Raw genomic sequence first — 15,021 nt, 5'->3', positions numbered from 1 at the left:
ATTTTTTCAGGTCAAAACCGGAAATTACTGATATTTAAATATTATATTTTTCTTTTCTCAATTTTACATATTCATTGATAAGTAATTCTGTATTCATATGAGATTCTTGTGAATAAAAACTTAAATGAGAGACAGTAAAATCGGAAAATAAAGCTGTTTTACGATTTAAATATTGTGGTGTATTGCTTGTTAAAATTTGTTCATCATCGCATTGAAAAGGCAACATCATAAAGCGTAAATCTCTTCCTTTCCAAGATATAAAATTAATTGATAACCTTTTGTCCCATTCTACAATTTTTGATGTTAAAGGTAGGGGCTTTCCACGATTTTTAATGAAATAAGAGTGTAGCTTTTCAGCTTTTTCTCCATTTTCCCATAAACTACCCTTAAAACCGTTAGGTGGAAGTTCAAATTCACCTACCTCATCAGGGATGGATAAATTCTCTTTTTGAAAATAGGCACATACGCCGTTGTTGACAACGTTTGCTGATAACAGGAAATATTCATCATTTCTTCGTCTGAATTCAATGAATTCCTTCAGTTTTTCAAGTTCAATATAAACTATATCATCATCACATTTCAGGAAAACATCATCTTTGAAAAGGTCAATTCTTGAAGCATAATATCGATAGGCATGATAATAGGGATAAGATTCGTTTAAGTTGCCTATGAATTGTTTTATTCTGTCATTGACATAACAGAACTCTAGCCATGCACCAAATCCGCCTTGCAAGTATAGTTTTGGTATATTGTCTCTATTAAGGAGGTTGAATGTTGGAAATTCATATCCGTTGATTGAAATATTTATGTCGTTATCACTTCCCCTGCTGATCGTGAGGATATTATCGCAGTAAGCGTTTAGGAGAGTGAAAAATTCTGTTTTAAAAATTTCCTCTGTATTGTCTCTATTATTGTCATATAAATTTTTTGAATCAACTCTTCTTATTTCCGAACCGGAGTTACCCCATCCACCTATGACAACCTCTGTAAATTTATCCTGGTTTTTTTCTACAAATGCTATATGAAGATCATTTGATATTCTTAAAGGAATGGTAAGTTTAGAATTTTTGGGTAAATCTTTATAAAATTGGTAACCGGCATTATCTTGCATATATGCTATTGGTCCGTAATTGTTTCTGACATATTCTTTATCAGTTTTATTACGGGTAAAATCCCATATATGCCATTCATCTAATAAATTATTGTTTAGTGCATATCGTATATATTGATTTAAATTTTCCATTCTGTCTTGACGACCGGCAAATGTAATTAAAATATTTTTTGACATATAAATTCCACTACTTAATTTTTATAAGATGAAGGGTAAAGATTATAATTTTTAATTCAAAATAACAATAATATATAATTTTATTTCTGGTTAATTGGCCCTTTGGTAATCTGGGCGAGATCATCAATTCTGATCCATGTTTTAAAGGCTTTCCGAATATCGCCGGCACTCATCCGATAATAGATTTGGGCTGATCTTTGCGGTGTGTCCAGGGGCAATCCCAATTCGCTGAAGGTCAAATATTGTGACGCGAGTTTGTCAATGCTGGAACGTTGCAATGGGATACTCCTCAGCAATGACGCCTTGGCCAGTTGCAGTTCATGTTCGCTGACGGGTTGCGTCTGCATGGCCTGCAAGTCTTTCAGGGCTGCCTTGCGGGCGAGATCAACCTTGTCAGGATCCGCGCCAAAACTGATGTTATATCCCGCACGTGTGCGGGACCAGTCAAAAGAGCTGTTTACGTTATAGACATATCCTGTCTTAACCCGCAAGTCTTTGTAAAACCGTCCTGCAAATCCGCCACTTAATATTTCATTGCCAAGGTTCAGGGCATAATGATCCGGATGGTAAACGTTCAGCGGAATGGATTCAACCAATGCGACGCTGCTTTGCACTGCGCTTTTATCGGGAACATGAATGTAGGAGGTCTTGCTATTTGGACGTTGAGGCAAATCAAGATTGGGCCTGACACCTTTCGCCTTCCATGACCCGAAATATTTTTCAACGGTTGCCTTCGCTTTTTCAGGCGTTATGTTGCCTGCCACAACAATTGTTGCAAGGTCTGGACGAAAGGATTGCTGATAGAAATTTTCCAAATCATTTAAGGTTAATTTCATAACTTTTTCAGGGACTGGCTGACGTAAACTTGGGTCATTAATGGGATTGACCGCTTTTGCAACGGATCTGTCAAAATGATAACCTGGGGACTGGTATAATCCTTTTAGGGACTGCGCTGTTTGTGATTTGACGATATCTAGGTTTTCTTGTTTGAAAGAAGGATTTAACTCGCTATCAGCCAATAACTGCATACCACGGTCAAAATAGGGCGTAAGAACAGATAATGAAAATTCGCTTCCTGTATTGATATCGGCAGCGATGTCATCAATCTGTTTGCGAAAAGTCAGACGATCATAAGTCTTGGTCCCATACTTGAACATCTCATCTGTAATGTCTGAAATACCTTCCTTATCTTTTTCCTCTTGCAGACTTGAGTTCTGTCGAATGGCACCGAATACACTTATGGTATCACTGACATTGATTGGCTGAACAATCAAACGAATACCATTTTTCAGGGTTATATCTGTAGGTAAAGGGGATGCCTTGGGTATATTAAGTTTTTTCAGTGCCTTATCAGCCCATTCAGGCAAGGGGACAGGTTTATCAGGAATTGAGGCAAAGGATTCAGCACCTCCATAACCTTTTTTCGATAGAGGATTTCCGGAATCCTCAGGTGTGAGAATCGCCGTGATCGCTTCTTCCGGTTTTAAAATCCTTTTTGCCAATTGGTTAACTTTTTCTGGAGTGACTGCTTTAAGAGCGGCAATCATATCATCAGGACTATTTAATTCCTGAAAAGCCAAGGCATTTGACCAGCTGCTGGCCAATCCCGTGATACTGTTGGCAGAGAATTTGAGGGATGCAATCTCCTTGCGTTTTGCCGCTTCAACAAGTTCGGCCGGAACACCATTTTCATGAAAATATCTAAGGATTGTCTGAACCTCGTTCAAAAGGGATTGATAATTCCTGTTTTTTGGAAATGCTGCAATAGCCACGCCAAAGCCCGTATTGCCTTTGGGAATATATTCAAAATCAGCTGACAGGGCCTTTCCCTGTGGCACTAAACCATATAACTTTTCACGCTGGCTTGAAATAACGTCACTCATAATGGTCGCGGCGGCATAATCACTGGATTTTTCCCCAGGCATACGCCATGCCATTGTTATAAGTCCAGCTGGGAGATCCGTTGGAAAATGTAATGTTTTGGCTTTTATTGGCTTTAATTTGAAAGAGGTTTGTTTGGGTAGATTTTTGCGAGGTAGGGAAGAAAAATTTTGTTTGACAGTTGCCAGGGTTTTTTGGGGATCAATATCGCCTGAGATAACAAGGATTGCATTATTGGGTGTGTAGTAAGTTTCATAGAATTCACGTAAATCCTGAACGGTTGTTTTATCAAAAGATGGACGGGTTCCCAAAGCATCATGTTCATATGGGGTGTCCTTGAATAAAATCTTTTGTAATTCAGAAACATATTTATAAATTGGATTGGACAAATCCCTTGAAACTTCTTGTTCAATCGCTCCACGTTCCTTGTCCCAATCCGCGGCATTTAGGCTTAATCCATTCATTCGTAAAGCTTCAATTTTCAGGATAACATCTAAATCTTCGGCAGGAGCTGTGTAATAATACTGTGTGACGTGTTCTGTGGTAAAGGCATTATAGCTTCCGCCCAATTGTGCCCCGATAATTGCCAGCTGATCCTTGTCTAGACCTTTGCTTCCACGAAACATCATATGTTCCAATGCGTGTGCAGTTCCCGGGAATCCCTTTGGCGTTTGGTTGGAACCGGCAAGATAGTTGACTTGCGCCGTAACAACAGGGGCCAAATTATTTTTAATGATAATCACCCGTAATCCATTTTTCAAAGTGGCGCGAATTACCTGCTGTTTTGAAGAAGGTATATTTTTTGATGAAATATGATTGGTGGGAACAGAATAGGCAGGATGAAGAAACCCGCTAAAAGGGGTGGTTGCAAGCAAAGTCAAGCTTAGTGTCAAAGGGGGTAGGATTGATCTCATGTCTTTGATTTCCTGTTCGGGTCTTGTCTATTGAAATATTTAAAACAGGGTTGTTTAATTTGTAAAAGCTAATCTTGCTTAATTACAGAGGATCTGTCAAAGACAATCTATTGTAAGATTGGATGGATATATTAACTTGATTTGTATGAAAAAGGATAATTCGTAATTTTCTTAGAAAGTAAGATAGTAACATCTTACTTTAATAAGATATCCATATTGAATAAAATCTGAATTACGATTCTTGTTCCGTTGCGTGATCGGAATTTAAAGTGATGTATCGACCTATAGAAATTTGTTTGATCAGATCAAATTGTTTGTCAATGAAGTCAATATGTTTTTCTTCAGAATCCAAAATTGAAACAAAAATATGACGAGTCACGTAATCCTGTATCTGTTCACAATAGGAAACTGCCTCGCGTAAATCTTTGCAAGCCTTCATCTCCATCTGGCGATCAGCATGGAGGATCTCTTCAACTGACTGACCAATCTGTACGGTGTTTAGTCTTTGCATATTGGGCAATCCGTCAAGCATGAGAATACGTTCAATCAGCGAATCTGCATGTTTCATTTCCTCAATGGATTCCTGGTATTCTTTTTTGCCAAGAATGGTGACTCCCCAATGACACAGGGTTTTGTAGTGAAGATAATATTGATTGATGGCTGTTAATTCATTTGTAAGTTGAATATTCAAATATTCAATTACTTTTTTATCTTTGATCATTAATGAAATCCTTAGTTGGTGTATGTTTAAATTACTTGATATTATTAAAATAATCTTTGTGATTATTTAGTTAATTATATGTTTTTTTTATAAATAAAAAAAGAAATAAATCCATGATCAAAAAAAGTTTAGATACGTAATAAAAAAATTGTAGACATAGTTATTAAGAATGGTTATTATAATCATTATTAACAACCTAGTTGTGATGGGGCCTTGGCGATGTATATTTGTTCATGTCGTGCATTAACCGACAAGGATATAGGAAATGCTATTAAGGATGGTGCAGACTGTCCAAGCAAAGTCTATAAATCTTGTGGTTCAAAACCCGACTGTGGCCGATGTATTCAACGGATTTTGAGTATGTTGAAAGAACATAGGCAAAACGCGATCCAACCCTAATTTTGTATGTTTGTTTCTTGATATCCTTTAACCCGCTTTTTTTAATTAAAGCGGGTTCTTTTTGCGAAGGTTAAAATATAATTTTTGGAAATGTATATTGTTTGATTAAGCTTGATATAATGCTATAACTTTTTTTAAAAGTTGCTGGATAAAAGTTTCATGTTTTCAAATAATAAACCCCCCGTTTCTGATCGAATCCTCGCTTTTGATCTATGGTTACTGGATCGTTTTTTCCAACCAATTGCTGACCGTCTGCCAGAAAAATGGTCAGCATTGAAAATTGGAATGAGTTTACAGCTCGGATCGCTGGTTTTTTCAGCCGGTTCCCTGATTCTACTTGTTCTTTATTTTGAAATGAGTATTTTTTCTGTGCTTTTTAATGTAATGGCATGGTGTCTTGGCGTGTTATTTTATTTCTCCATTTATCGTATGCAATCCATTATTCGGGTAGGATTTCTCAATCCGTTTCGTATGATGCTGGCAGGCATAAGAATTATCTCGATTCCATTTGCAATCTATTCAATCTATCTAGGAATCGTCGCGGATCAGCGTTTTCAGGAAACATTATTATTGAACAGCATCAGTAATACAATTTTTGTATTTGGCATCTATCTTATCTCCTGTCAGCCCAACCCTCCGCCAGAAAAGAAACGTCAAACCGCTTTTTCATTGAATACAATGTAAAAAATATTTTAATTTCATAAAAATAATTTTTTAAAAATGGTAATCATAAATCTATATTCAAATCGTATTCAATTATTATCCAATAAACATGGATAGTAAACAGTTGTGGATTTTGACTTATGAAATTGTATCAAGGGAATGGGGAAAAAAATTTTTAGACCCTTATTCACCAAGTTTTATTGATCGATTCGAATCTTATATTGTTAGTAATGATAAATATGAACATGTTTTAGATTTAATTGAATGTGTAATTAATATAAGGATAACAATTCTCTTAAAAGTTGATCCTAATTACAAGTTCATTAACGATGAAATCTTAATTAAGTTGATTGAGGAATTGAATAAACGTTTTCTTTATGCAGGCGTAGGGTATCAGATTGATCATCAATATGTTCATAAGGAAATCGTTAAACCTGCATTGGAGATTATTCATAATAAGGCTTTTGAAAAGGTTAATGGAGAATATAGTAATGCACATAAACATTACTGGAATCAATATATCAAGGATTGTATTGTCGCATGTAATCGTGCTTTTGAATCTTTGTTGAAATCAATTTGCAATGAATGTGAATGGGAATATGATCCAAACAATCGGGCCAGTGACCTTATAAAAATTATACACAACAATGGATTGTTTCCTGTTGGGATGGAAAAGACAATCGACAGTTATATCATGACTCTCAAAACAGGGGTGCCAGAATTGCGAAATCATTTTGGTGGTCACGGCAGTTCATCTCAATCTCCATCGCCATCAATTTTTATGGCGGAATATGTTTTACATCTTACCGCGACAAATATTGTTTTTTTATATAATGCTTTCAGAAATTATCAATTCAAACAGAATTAAGGATTGTTTTTCTGATATTCCATGACTCTCTGTTCAGCCATATTTCGCCACGGTGCATCTGAAGGTGCGCGTTGTAGGGCCTGTTGAAAAAGAGTGAATGATTCTTCGGTCATATGACCATTTTTTTGAATTATCAGTTCGGCAATTTGCGCGGCCAGATAAGGGTCAAAACGTTGGTCAAGAGCTGTTTCCCAGGCTTGAATAGCATTGTCTAACTGACCTTGTTCAGCTTCAATCCGGCCTAGTAAGAGGTAACCTTCTATCCGTTTCGGATCATTATAAGCAAGCGTGACAATTTTTTCTTTTAATTGTTTTACATAAGGTACGAGATCTTTATTCTGTTTTTGCTGTTCAGCTATTCTTGTCCATAAGGGTTGAGAAGGCAAGGCAGGTACACCATTAAGCAAATAGAGACCTATGGCGGTCAGGGGAATGCAAATCAAGCCGCACAGAATAAAAAAATGACCATTGGTTGCCGGATCACAAGATATGGAATTATTTTTTTCACTTTGATCGTCAGAATTTAAAAGCCGGCGTTGAATTTCAAGTTTTGCCTGATGATATTCTTCTGGTAAAATCAATTCCTGCCGCAATTCACTTTCCAGTTCTTTAAGTTGTAACTGGTAAAAAGCTATTGAAGGATTATTCGCTATTGAAGGATATTTTTTTTGGTACAGACTTATAAAACAGGGTATCAAACTGATAAGACTGATTAAAATCATCATTATCCATAACATGGATCAAGGTTCTTTCATCAATTTTTCAAGACGTTTTTCTTCATCTTTATTTAAGGGAGATGGCTTCAACCCTTTTTTCCTGAAATTTATGAGAGCTATTAGACACCCTGTCAAAAGGGCAAGTAAAGGCATAAACCACAATAATGCGGTTGCAAGATTAAGGGGAGGACTTAACCGCACGAAATTGCCGTAACGGTCAACCATCCATTGGATGATTTGATCATCGGTTTCACCAGCCTGAACATGTTGGCGAACGACTTTTCTTAGATCCCTTGCCAGTTCGGCATTACTGTCTTCTATGGATTCATTCTGGCAAACAAGACAGCGTAATTGCGAGCCAATTTCTTCGGCTTTTTTTTCCTGCCGTTGGTTTGGCAATATTTCATCAGGGCTGTCGAGACCATAGATGGGAATAGAAAAAAAGTTAATGATTATCAGGACAAGAATGATAACTAATCGCATTGATCAGGTCCCTACAAGTGAAAGCAGGGATGAAACGGCAGTTTTATCCAAAGGTTTGGCATAATGCCAACGTATAATTCCCCCCGGGATAATAAGAAAACTTTCAGGCACGCCAGAAATTCCCCAATTGATTCCAATCATCCCCTCATCATCCTGTCCTAGATATTGATATGGATTTTCATGACGGTTTAGAAACTGGTCTATCGTATTATATTTGTCTTTATAAGCTATGCCCCATATGGAAAGCCTGGTGGAAAGCTGATTCAAAATTGGCATCTCACTGATACAGGGTAGACACCATGAAGCAAAAAAATTGATTAATACGGGTTTGTGCTGTTGCTTTAACAATAGACTGTCAAAATTTTTGTAGGATAATATTGGCTTGAGTTTGAAATTTGAAATAGGTTTGTTCAAATTGGGAAGTTCTATTTTATGCGGATCGAATTTTCCATTTTTTAAACTGGAAAGCATCGTGGCAAACCCTCCACCTGCAAGAACGGTTGCACCCAGTGGTAATCCCCATATCAATCGTCGTCGGGTAATGGATTTCATGATGATTGTTCCATATTTTGCATAGAAAATTTTTTATTGTTCTTATTGGCGCAAAGATCAATAAGGGTGATGATACCTCCTAATATCATAATGAAACCACCGATCCAGATCCAGGGTGCCAAGGGGTTGAAATGTAATCTCAGGACATAGACGCTAGCTTTGTCATGATTGTTCCTGTTATCTCCAAGAACAGCGTACAAATCAGCGATAAAATTGGTATGAATGGCTACATCTGTTATGACCTGTTGCTGGCGAGGAAAAAAATGTCGGGCAGGAAACATCCAGCATATTGTTTTATTATGTCTACTGATTTTAAGAACCGCCTCCTCGGATTGATAGTTGGGTCCATTTTTTTTCTGTACAGATTCCAGGGTCCATTCATAACCCGCCAGATGCAGAGTTGTCCCAATAGGTACCTCAACAATTTTTTGTTGACTATAGGCCATTCCCACAATCCCCAATAAGGTAACAGCAACGCCAATATGAGCAATATAGGCAGCATAAAAGGATCTGGGTAAATTTTTCATCCGGCTGATATTATTTTTGAAAGAGGTATGAAATAAAGATAATTTACCGCTGAAATCTGTGAGGGCACCCATGATTACCCAGAATGAAACCCCTGTCGCAATCGCTGGCAAGAAACGATGTAAATAAATAAAACTTGCGATAACGATAATGATCGTAATAATTCCCATAATGGATAAAGGACGAAGCAAATTTTTTATTTTTGCTTTTTTAAATGCCAACCAAGGTGCAAATGCCATAAAAAAAATAGCAATAAGGGCCGGAGGGATAAAGGTTTTGTCAAAAAATGGTTTTCCAACGGAAATAGTCTCTCCATCAATCATTTGTAAAACAGGAGGGTAGAGGGTGCCAACCAAAATAATGGCAGCCAGGGAGCAGAATAATATATTATTGAGAATGATTGAGCCTTCTCGAGATAAAGGCGCAAATAATGCCGTGAATAAAAGAAGTGGAGCCTGCCACGCAAACAGAACCAAAGCGCCTCCACAAATAATTGTTAGTAATACAAGAATGAAAATTCCACGGGTTGGATCTGATGCAAATGCGTGTACGGAATTTAATATGCCAGAACGCACCAGAAAAGTTCCACATAATGCAAGAGAAAAAGTTATAATGGAAAGAAAAATCGTCCATGCTTTCAGGGCTTCACGTTTTTCAACGATCAAGGCTGAGTGTAATAAGGCAGTTCCCGTCAACCATGGAATTAATGCGGCATTTTCGACAGGATCCCAAAACCAGTAGCCTCCCCATCCAAGAACATAGTAGGACCACCATGATCCAATTGCTATACCAGCGGTAAGAAAAACCCATGCAGTAATAACCCAGGGTCTAATCCATCGTCCCCAGACTGCATCAATTCGTTTTTCCATCAATGCGGCAACAGCAAAGGCGAATGGGATTGAAAAACCTACATAGCCAGTATAAAGAATTGGGGGATGAAACGCCAATCCCGGGTCCTGAAGTAGCGGGTTCATTCCTTGACCTTCCATCGGGGTAGGCCAGATTCGCAGGAAAGGATTTGATGTAATCAGGCAAAAAAGTTCAAAACCAGCTGCGCATCCGCCAAGAATGGCAATGATTTTTATTCTCAATGAAAATGGAAGATGATGACTGAAACTTGAAAAAAGAACCCCGAAAAAGGAAAGTATAAATGCCCACAAGAGAATTGAACCTTCGTGATTTCCCCATATGCCTGTTACTTTATAAAGAATGGGTTTGTCACTTGCACTATTCTGTAAGATATTTTGCACAGAAAAGTCATTATTCAATGCTGCTGTAACCAAACAAATAAATGTTATCAACAGAGTGAAAAACTGTCCCCATGCCAGGGGGGACGCTAGATTCATTAAATGAAAATTATATTTTTTGTTTCCTAGTAATGGCAGAACAAATTGAGCCCCCGCCAAACAGCAGGCAAGTGCCAATGCAAAATGACCAAGTTCGGGACTTAGAAGAATTGAAAACATTTGTCATTCCATTGCTTATTGGGGTTTTATCATGTGGTTCCAGCTGTCTGGATCGGGTGGTGGACCAAAACGCGGATCCCACTTGCCATTTTTGCGCAAAGCGTCGGCGATTTCTTTAGGCATGTAAGTTTCATCATGTTTGGCCAATACTTCAGTGGCGATGAATATTCCTTGAGGATTTAAGTAACCAATGGCAATAACGCTTTGTCCCTCTCGAAATAGATCAGGTAAAATGCCTCTATATTTTACATGAATGGCAGCTTTTCCATCTGTAATATCAAATATAGCGATTGGTGTGTGATGGTCATTCTGATGATGAAGGGAGTTGGCTACAACCATTCCTCCCAATCGTATTGTGGTAGAATTAGATATGGATTGGTTTATGAGTTGGGAAGGAACTTTGAAATAGACTAAATTACTTGAAAAAGCTGATAAAATCAATGCGATTGCAATCGCGAAGCCTATCATGCAAGTTAGGATTATCCATAGACGTTGAGTTTTACGTTTCATGACTAAGTTTTTTCATAATGTCCAGTTTATTTTTTGCCTGGTGAAACCGTCTATAAGTGGTAAGCCATAGAGCCAAAACAGTTAACAGGGTAATTCCATAAGCGGAAATCAAGTAGGGGAGATGCGACATGATCATTGCATTGACAAAGATTGTGAATTGATAAGTAGGCGATGGATCTGGTTTTCAAGAATGGCGGTTCGAATTCGTGTAAATAGTATACCTATAAATCCAAGGGAAAAACCCAGCGAACAGAAAATCAATGGGGTAGCAATGGAAAGAGTGATTGAAGAGGCATGGGTTAAACTGAATGTATTTGGCTGATGTAATGTGTTCCACCATTGAACACTGAATTTGATTATAGGGAGATCAAAAACGCCTGCAAGGGCAAGAATGGAAGCTGCCTTATAACCCTTTTGAGGTTCATCAAAGGCATGACATAAAGTGATATGTCCTAAATAGAGAAAAAACAATATCAGAACTGATGTTAATCGTGCATCCCAAACCCACCAAGTGCCCCACATGGGTTTTCCCCAAATGGACCCCGTTATTAAACATAGGGCAGTTACAATAGCTCCAACAGGTCCAATTTCTTTGGCCGCTAGATCGGCTAAGGGATGTTTCCAGACTAGGGATGAAAAACCGCAAAAAGCAAGTAAAATATAACCGGCACTGGCAAGCATGGCCATGGGAACATGAATATACATAATTCTTACGCTATCTCCTTGCTGCCAATCTGCTGGGGAGATAAAAAGGCCCCATATTATTCCAATGACGATGAAAAACAAAGCAAACCCGTTGATCCAGGGCTGAAGTTTTGTCGTAAACTGAAAAAAAAATTTCGGATTTGCTAATCGATTGATTGAAAAAAATCGATTATTTCTTGGTTTTGATAGAGTTCTTGAATCAGTCATTGAAAAATAATCAGGGTTTATGGAAAATAAGAGGATATTTTATATTTAAAAAACTGGCAAGCTTATCCATTCTTGGTCATAATATGTTTTTTTATTTATGATTTGTAAAGTAGTGATGGGAGAACAAATGTTATTTGTAATAATGTGTAATGACAAACCTTCGTCTCTGGAAATGAGAATGGCTGTTCGCTCTCAACATCTGGCGTATCTTAAAACTTATGAAAAACAAATAAAAATTGCTGGCCCCTTATTGGATAATGAGGGAAAAAGTTGTGGCTCACTCATTATTTTGAATGTAGAAGATCGAGCAGCTGCCGAGGGATTTGCCATCAGTGATCCTTATGCAAAAGCAGGTTTATTTGAAAGTGTCATAATTCGTTCCTTTAAGGAAGTTTGTTCCGAAGGTCAGATGCTAATATAATTAAGTTTATTCATTTGACCAGGGAATTAAGGTTTTCGTTGTTAATGTAACGATTCCCCACAAACTCATTGTCATGAATGATAATATCAAAAGAGCGGCAAACATCAAATCTGTTTGAAAACGGTTGTTGGCGTTTTGCATTAAATATCCCAAACCGGAAGACGCGCCGACCCATTCTCCAATGACCGCACCAATGGGAGCGATAGCTGCTGCGATTTTCAAACCTGACGAAAAAGCGGGTAAAGCAGCAGGAATACGTATAAATAAAAGTTGTCGTAAGGCAGATGTATTCATGGTTTTGCTTAAATCAAGATATCCTTGAGGTGTTCTGTTTAGGCCGTCAAAAAAGGATGAAGTTACGGGAAAAAAAATCATTATAACGGTCATTACAACTTTTGAACTTATTCCGAAACCAAACCATAATACGAGTAAAGGGGCTAGAGCAAAGGTGGGAATTGATTGACTGATAATGATGATGGGCATTAACCAGTGACGGAGAAAAGGAACAAGTATCATAAAAAGAGCAAGAAACATTCCAAAAAAACATCCAATTACCAACCCTATTATGGTTTCTTGTGTTGTTGTAAGCGTGGCTTGCCATAAAAGCTGATGATTATTGTTTAGAGCCTGAACGACCGCTGAAGGTGAGGGTAAAAGATAAGCGGGGACGTAATTGAAAAAACTGATCAACCACCAGATAAAAATCAAGCTTCCGATTAATGAAACAATGCGGATACTTATTAACAAAGATTCATGTAAATGAGTTTTCATGATTGTGTTTTTTCTATCAAAAGAGATAACAAATGGGCTTGGGCCTTTTGTAAGTCGAGATTTTCCAGCGGATGAGGTATAGATCCAGGAACTACCAAAGAATCGTATAGTTTTGCAGGAGTTCCTGCCATAATCTGAATTTGTTCTCCCAATCGACAAGCTTCGAAAGGATCATGTGTGATAAGAATAACTGTTTTACCTTTCAACAATTTTGCCGTATAGGTTTGCATGTTGGTTCGTGTTACACTATCCAATGCTGAAAAAGGTTCATCCATTAAAACGATGGGGCGATTTTCATACAGTGTTCTTGCAAGAGCGATACGTTGACGCATTCCGCCAGACAGTTCGGATGGATATGCATTTGCAACATGGGATAGGCCTACTTGTTCAAGGATATCTAAAGCTTTATGCCGATTTGGTTTTTCACCACGGAGTTTACTGCCTAGGGTGACATTATGTAGTATTTTTGCCCAAGGCATTAACAGATCCTGTTGTCCCATATAACTGATCCGTTTTGATAAAGATTTGTTATCATCCGCTTTTACGCTTCCCAGCTTACAAGGTTGCAATCCTGCAATTATTTTTAAAAGACTACTTTTACCCACACCACTTGCACCAAGAATAATACTGAATTTTCCGGCTGGAAAAACAGTGTTTAGATTTTTGAACAATTGACAATTATTGAAGGTTAATGAAATATTCTCTATCAAAATGCTTGGGGGATTGGAATCAGACATTATTTTCAGTTAATCCAAATGGAATTGAAATGCGAGGGGGAAAGGCAAGCTGGTAATCTCTTCCACGTTGCAGGGAATAATTGGGATTATAAAATGGATCATGATTTATGATTTTAAAATGTTTTTTCTTCAGGGAAAGAATTTCCTGTCGTTCTTTTCCGGCACGTTCACCCTTGTAATGATTTCCGAGTGAAAGAGATTCGTAATGGATCAGTTGTGCATTCTGACACTGGATGATATGATATTTTTTCTCTCTTAAACGTAAACAGAAATCAATATCGTTATATGCTATTTCAAATGTCTCATCAAATCCATTTACCTCGTTAAAAGCCAGACGACGAATAACCATACAGGCACCCGTCACGGCACTGACCTCATGATCATGCGTCAGGTAAAAATTATCTGACTTGTGAAAACGACCGGCATGTTCACATAAATTAGCGGCACCCATTATAACGCCCGCATGCTGAATATTTTTATCAGGATAAAATAGTTTTGCACCAACAGCACCTACTTTTTCATTTTGCATATGACCCATCATTAAGGATAACCAGTTTTGATCCAGAGGTTCAATATCATCGTTTATTAGGGCTATAAAAGGGTATTTAGAATGCCTGATGGCAACGTTGCAACTTTTCGAAAAATTGAATTGATCCGTTTCAACAAATAGAACTTTTAAATGTTTATGATACTGGAATGAACTGAGAAATTTCTCCTGTTGTTTTGTCAAGGGTTTATTTTGCGAGATGACAAGAATAATTTCTAATCTTGGGTAAGAGGTTTTTTTTATTAGTTTTGTAATACATTGATGTATGGTTTCGGAACCGAGGGTTGTCGGGATGATGAGGCTTACGGGATCTTGATAATTTATATAATTTATATCAAAGGGAAATGTATGGGTATTAACGTTAAATTGCCAATTCAGTTTAGTTTTGAAAATTTTGATGATTTCAATTGTTTCATTTTTATCATGTAATGATATTTTTGCAGTCCTATGACTTAAGATCAGAGGGACATGATAAATAAAATGATTTTTTTTCCATAAATAAAGAGCCAAAGCCATTCTAATGGCATGGATGGAACGAATTGGAGAATCAAATTCTTTTATGAAATCATCAAATATATCTTTTCTGATAATCCATATATCTTGGGTAAGAAAACCTGTCAGTAGAATCGACAAGTTAAAATTTTGCT

The 15,021-nt window shown here is 37.4% G+C and carries 17 protein-coding genes; 4 read left to right on the top strand and 13 right to left on the bottom strand.

Features of this window, described 5'->3' with window-relative positions; translation table 11 throughout:
- Window positions 1-34: 34 nt before the first annotated feature.
- The 3 genes from U0839_RS06275 to bfr form a co-directional block, all read right to left on the bottom strand.
- The gene (locus tag U0839_RS06275; RefSeq protein WP_155565199.1) at window positions 35-1,288 is read right to left on the bottom strand and encodes a hypothetical protein; all 1,254 of its coding nucleotides are present in this window, start codon (window positions 1,286-1,288) and stop codon (window positions 35-37) included.
- Window positions 1,289-1,368: 80 nt separating this feature from the next.
- Window positions 1,369-4,083, bottom strand: a complete 2,715-nt coding sequence (locus U0839_RS06270; protein ID WP_413550305.1) for a M16 family metallopeptidase — start codon at window positions 4,081-4,083, stop codon at window positions 1,369-1,371.
- A 232-nt stretch (window positions 4,084-4,315) separates the two neighbouring features.
- A complete protein-coding gene (gene bfr, locus U0839_RS06265; protein WP_110438757.1) occupies window positions 4,316-4,804 on the bottom strand; it encodes a bacterioferritin in 489 nt (162 codons plus the stop codon).
- Between the two features lie 219 nt (window positions 4,805-5,023).
- Between bfr and U0839_RS06260 the strand changes: the two genes are divergently transcribed.
- The 3 genes from U0839_RS06260 (at window position 5,024) to U0839_RS06250 (ending at window position 6,734) form a co-directional block, all read left to right on the top strand.
- The gene (locus U0839_RS06260; protein WP_155565201.1) at window positions 5,024-5,203 is read left to right on the top strand and encodes a bacterioferritin-associated ferredoxin; all 180 of its coding nucleotides are present in this window, start codon (window positions 5,024-5,026) and stop codon (window positions 5,201-5,203) included.
- 159 nt (window positions 5,204-5,362) lie between these two features.
- Window positions 5,363-5,887, top strand: coding sequence for a hypothetical protein (locus U0839_RS06255; protein ID WP_155565202.1), 525 nt, complete (start codon window positions 5,363-5,365; stop codon window positions 5,885-5,887).
- Window positions 5,888-5,975: 88 nt separating this feature from the next.
- On the top strand, window positions 5,976-6,734 hold the full coding sequence (locus U0839_RS06250; protein ID WP_155565203.1) for an STM4504/CBY_0614 family protein: 759 nt from the start codon (window positions 5,976-5,978) through the stop codon (window positions 6,732-6,734).
- Here U0839_RS06250 and ccmI read toward each other — a convergent pair.
- From ccmI to U0839_RS06215, 7 genes are read right to left on the bottom strand one after another with little or no spacing between them, the layout of a single operon-like run.
- Window positions 6,731-7,459 carry a c-type cytochrome biogenesis protein CcmI gene (ccmI, locus tag U0839_RS06245; RefSeq protein WP_413550304.1) on the bottom strand — a complete coding sequence of 243 codons (729 nt, stop codon included), beginning with the start codon at window positions 7,457-7,459 and terminating at the stop codon, window positions 6,731-6,733. The two genes, U0839_RS06250 and ccmI, sit on opposite strands and share 4 nt — an antisense overlap.
- 15 nt (window positions 7,460-7,474) lie before the next feature.
- On the bottom strand, window positions 7,475-7,933 hold the full coding sequence (locus U0839_RS06240) for a cytochrome c-type biogenesis protein CcmH (RefSeq protein WP_155565205.1): 459 nt from the start codon (window positions 7,931-7,933) through the stop codon (window positions 7,475-7,477).
- 3 nt (window positions 7,934-7,936) lie between these two features.
- Complete coding sequence (locus U0839_RS06235; RefSeq protein ID WP_413550303.1) at window positions 7,937-8,485, bottom strand: redoxin family protein; 549 nt, start codon at window positions 8,483-8,485, stop codon at window positions 7,937-7,939.
- Window positions 8,482-10,476 (bottom strand): heme lyase CcmF/NrfE family subunit, encoded by a 1,995-nt coding sequence (locus U0839_RS06230; RefSeq protein ID WP_155565207.1) that lies wholly within the window; start codon window positions 10,474-10,476, stop codon window positions 8,482-8,484. Before U0839_RS06230 ends, U0839_RS06235 begins: the two co-directional genes overlap by 4 nt.
- A gap of 15 nt (window positions 10,477-10,491) precedes the next feature.
- The gene (ccmE, locus tag U0839_RS06225) at window positions 10,492-10,986 is read right to left on the bottom strand and encodes a cytochrome c maturation protein CcmE (protein ID WP_155565208.1); all 495 of its coding nucleotides are present in this window, start codon (window positions 10,984-10,986) and stop codon (window positions 10,492-10,494) included.
- Window positions 10,976-11,116 (bottom strand): heme exporter protein CcmD, encoded by a 141-nt coding sequence (locus tag U0839_RS06220; protein WP_196424223.1) that lies wholly within the window; start codon window positions 11,114-11,116, stop codon window positions 10,976-10,978. Before U0839_RS06220 ends, ccmE begins: the two co-directional genes overlap by 11 nt.
- Window positions 11,117-11,118: 2 nt before the next feature.
- Complete coding sequence (locus tag U0839_RS06215) at window positions 11,119-11,898, bottom strand: heme ABC transporter permease (RefSeq protein WP_155565210.1); 780 nt, start codon at window positions 11,896-11,898, stop codon at window positions 11,119-11,121.
- Between the two features lie 127 nt (window positions 11,899-12,025).
- Between U0839_RS06215 and U0839_RS06210 the strand changes: the two genes are divergently transcribed.
- Complete coding sequence (locus tag U0839_RS06210) at window positions 12,026-12,319, top strand: YciI family protein (protein ID WP_122123336.1); 294 nt, start codon at window positions 12,026-12,028, stop codon at window positions 12,317-12,319.
- 6 nt (window positions 12,320-12,325) lie between these two features.
- On the opposite strand, the gene U0839_RS06205 is transcribed toward U0839_RS06210, so the two are convergent.
- The 3 genes from U0839_RS06205 to U0839_RS06195 form a co-directional block, all read right to left on the bottom strand.
- Window positions 12,326-13,090, bottom strand: coding sequence for an ABC transporter permease (locus tag U0839_RS06205; RefSeq protein WP_155565211.1), 765 nt, complete (start codon window positions 13,088-13,090; stop codon window positions 12,326-12,328).
- Window positions 13,087-13,827, bottom strand: a complete 741-nt coding sequence (locus tag U0839_RS06200) for an ABC transporter ATP-binding protein (RefSeq protein WP_155565212.1) — start codon at window positions 13,825-13,827, stop codon at window positions 13,087-13,089. Before U0839_RS06200 ends, U0839_RS06205 begins: the two co-directional genes overlap by 4 nt.
- Window positions 13,820-15,021 (bottom strand): glycosyltransferase family 2 protein (locus U0839_RS06195; RefSeq protein WP_413550302.1); only part of this gene is annotated, 1,202 nt, incomplete at its 5' end. The genes U0839_RS06195 and U0839_RS06200, both read right to left, overlap by 8 nt.

It is taken from the genome of Commensalibacter sp. A3DC (assembly GCF_047307945.1).
Lineage (GTDB): Bacteria > Pseudomonadota > Alphaproteobacteria > Acetobacterales > Acetobacteraceae > Commensalibacter > Commensalibacter melissae.
The sequence above is the reverse complement of the archived record's forward strand: the minus strand, read 5'-3'. Positions and strand labels throughout refer to the sequence as shown.

What these genes read in the sequence shown, in the direction of transcription:
- U0839_RS06220 (WP_196424223.1), bottom strand. Translation starts at nt 11,116, where the DNA reads ATGTCGCATCTCCCCTACTTGATTTCCGCTTATGGAATTACCCTGTTA.
- U0839_RS06275 (WP_155565199.1), bottom strand. Translation starts at nt 1,288, where the DNA reads ATGTCAAAAAATATTTTAATTACATTTGCCGGTCGTCAAGACAGAATG.
- bfr (WP_110438757.1), bottom strand. Translation starts at nt 4,804, where the DNA reads ATGATCAAAGATAAAAAAGTAATTGAATATTTGAATATTCAACTTACA.
- U0839_RS06270 (WP_413550305.1), bottom strand. Translation starts at nt 4,083, where the DNA reads ATGAGATCAATCCTACCCCCTTTGACACTAAGCTTGACTTTGCTTGCA.
- U0839_RS06205 (WP_155565211.1), bottom strand. Translation starts at nt 13,090, where the DNA reads ATGAAAACTCATTTACATGAATCTTTGTTAATAAGTATCCGCATTGTT.
- U0839_RS06210 (WP_122123336.1), top strand. Translation starts at nt 12,026, where the DNA reads ATGTTATTTGTAATAATGTGTAATGACAAACCTTCGTCTCTGGAAATG.
- U0839_RS06250 (WP_155565203.1), top strand. Translation starts at nt 5,976, where the DNA reads ATGGATAGTAAACAGTTGTGGATTTTGACTTATGAAATTGTATCAAGG.
- ccmI (WP_413550304.1), bottom strand. Translation starts at nt 7,459, where the DNA reads ATGATGATTTTAATCAGTCTTATCAGTTTGATACCCTGTTTTATAAGT.
- ccmE (WP_155565208.1), bottom strand. Translation starts at nt 10,986, where the DNA reads ATGAAACGTAAAACTCAACGTCTATGGATAATCCTAACTTGCATGATA.
- U0839_RS06235 (WP_413550303.1), bottom strand. Translation starts at nt 8,485, where the DNA reads ATGAAATCCATTACCCGACGACGATTGATATGGGGATTACCACTGGGT.
- U0839_RS06200 (WP_155565212.1), bottom strand. Translation starts at nt 13,827, where the DNA reads ATGTCTGATTCCAATCCCCCAAGCATTTTGATAGAGAATATTTCATTA.
- U0839_RS06260 (WP_155565201.1), top strand. Translation starts at nt 5,024, where the DNA reads ATGTATATTTGTTCATGTCGTGCATTAACCGACAAGGATATAGGAAAT.
- U0839_RS06240 (WP_155565205.1), bottom strand. Translation starts at nt 7,933, where the DNA reads ATGCGATTAGTTATCATTCTTGTCCTGATAATCATTAACTTTTTTTCT.
- U0839_RS06255 (WP_155565202.1), top strand. Translation starts at nt 5,363, where the DNA reads ATGTTTTCAAATAATAAACCCCCCGTTTCTGATCGAATCCTCGCTTTT.
- U0839_RS06215 (WP_155565210.1), bottom strand. Translation starts at nt 11,898, where the DNA reads ATGACTGATTCAAGAACTCTATCAAAACCAAGAAATAATCGATTTTTT.
- U0839_RS06230 (WP_155565207.1), bottom strand. Translation starts at nt 10,476, where the DNA reads ATGTTTTCAATTCTTCTAAGTCCCGAACTTGGTCATTTTGCATTGGCA.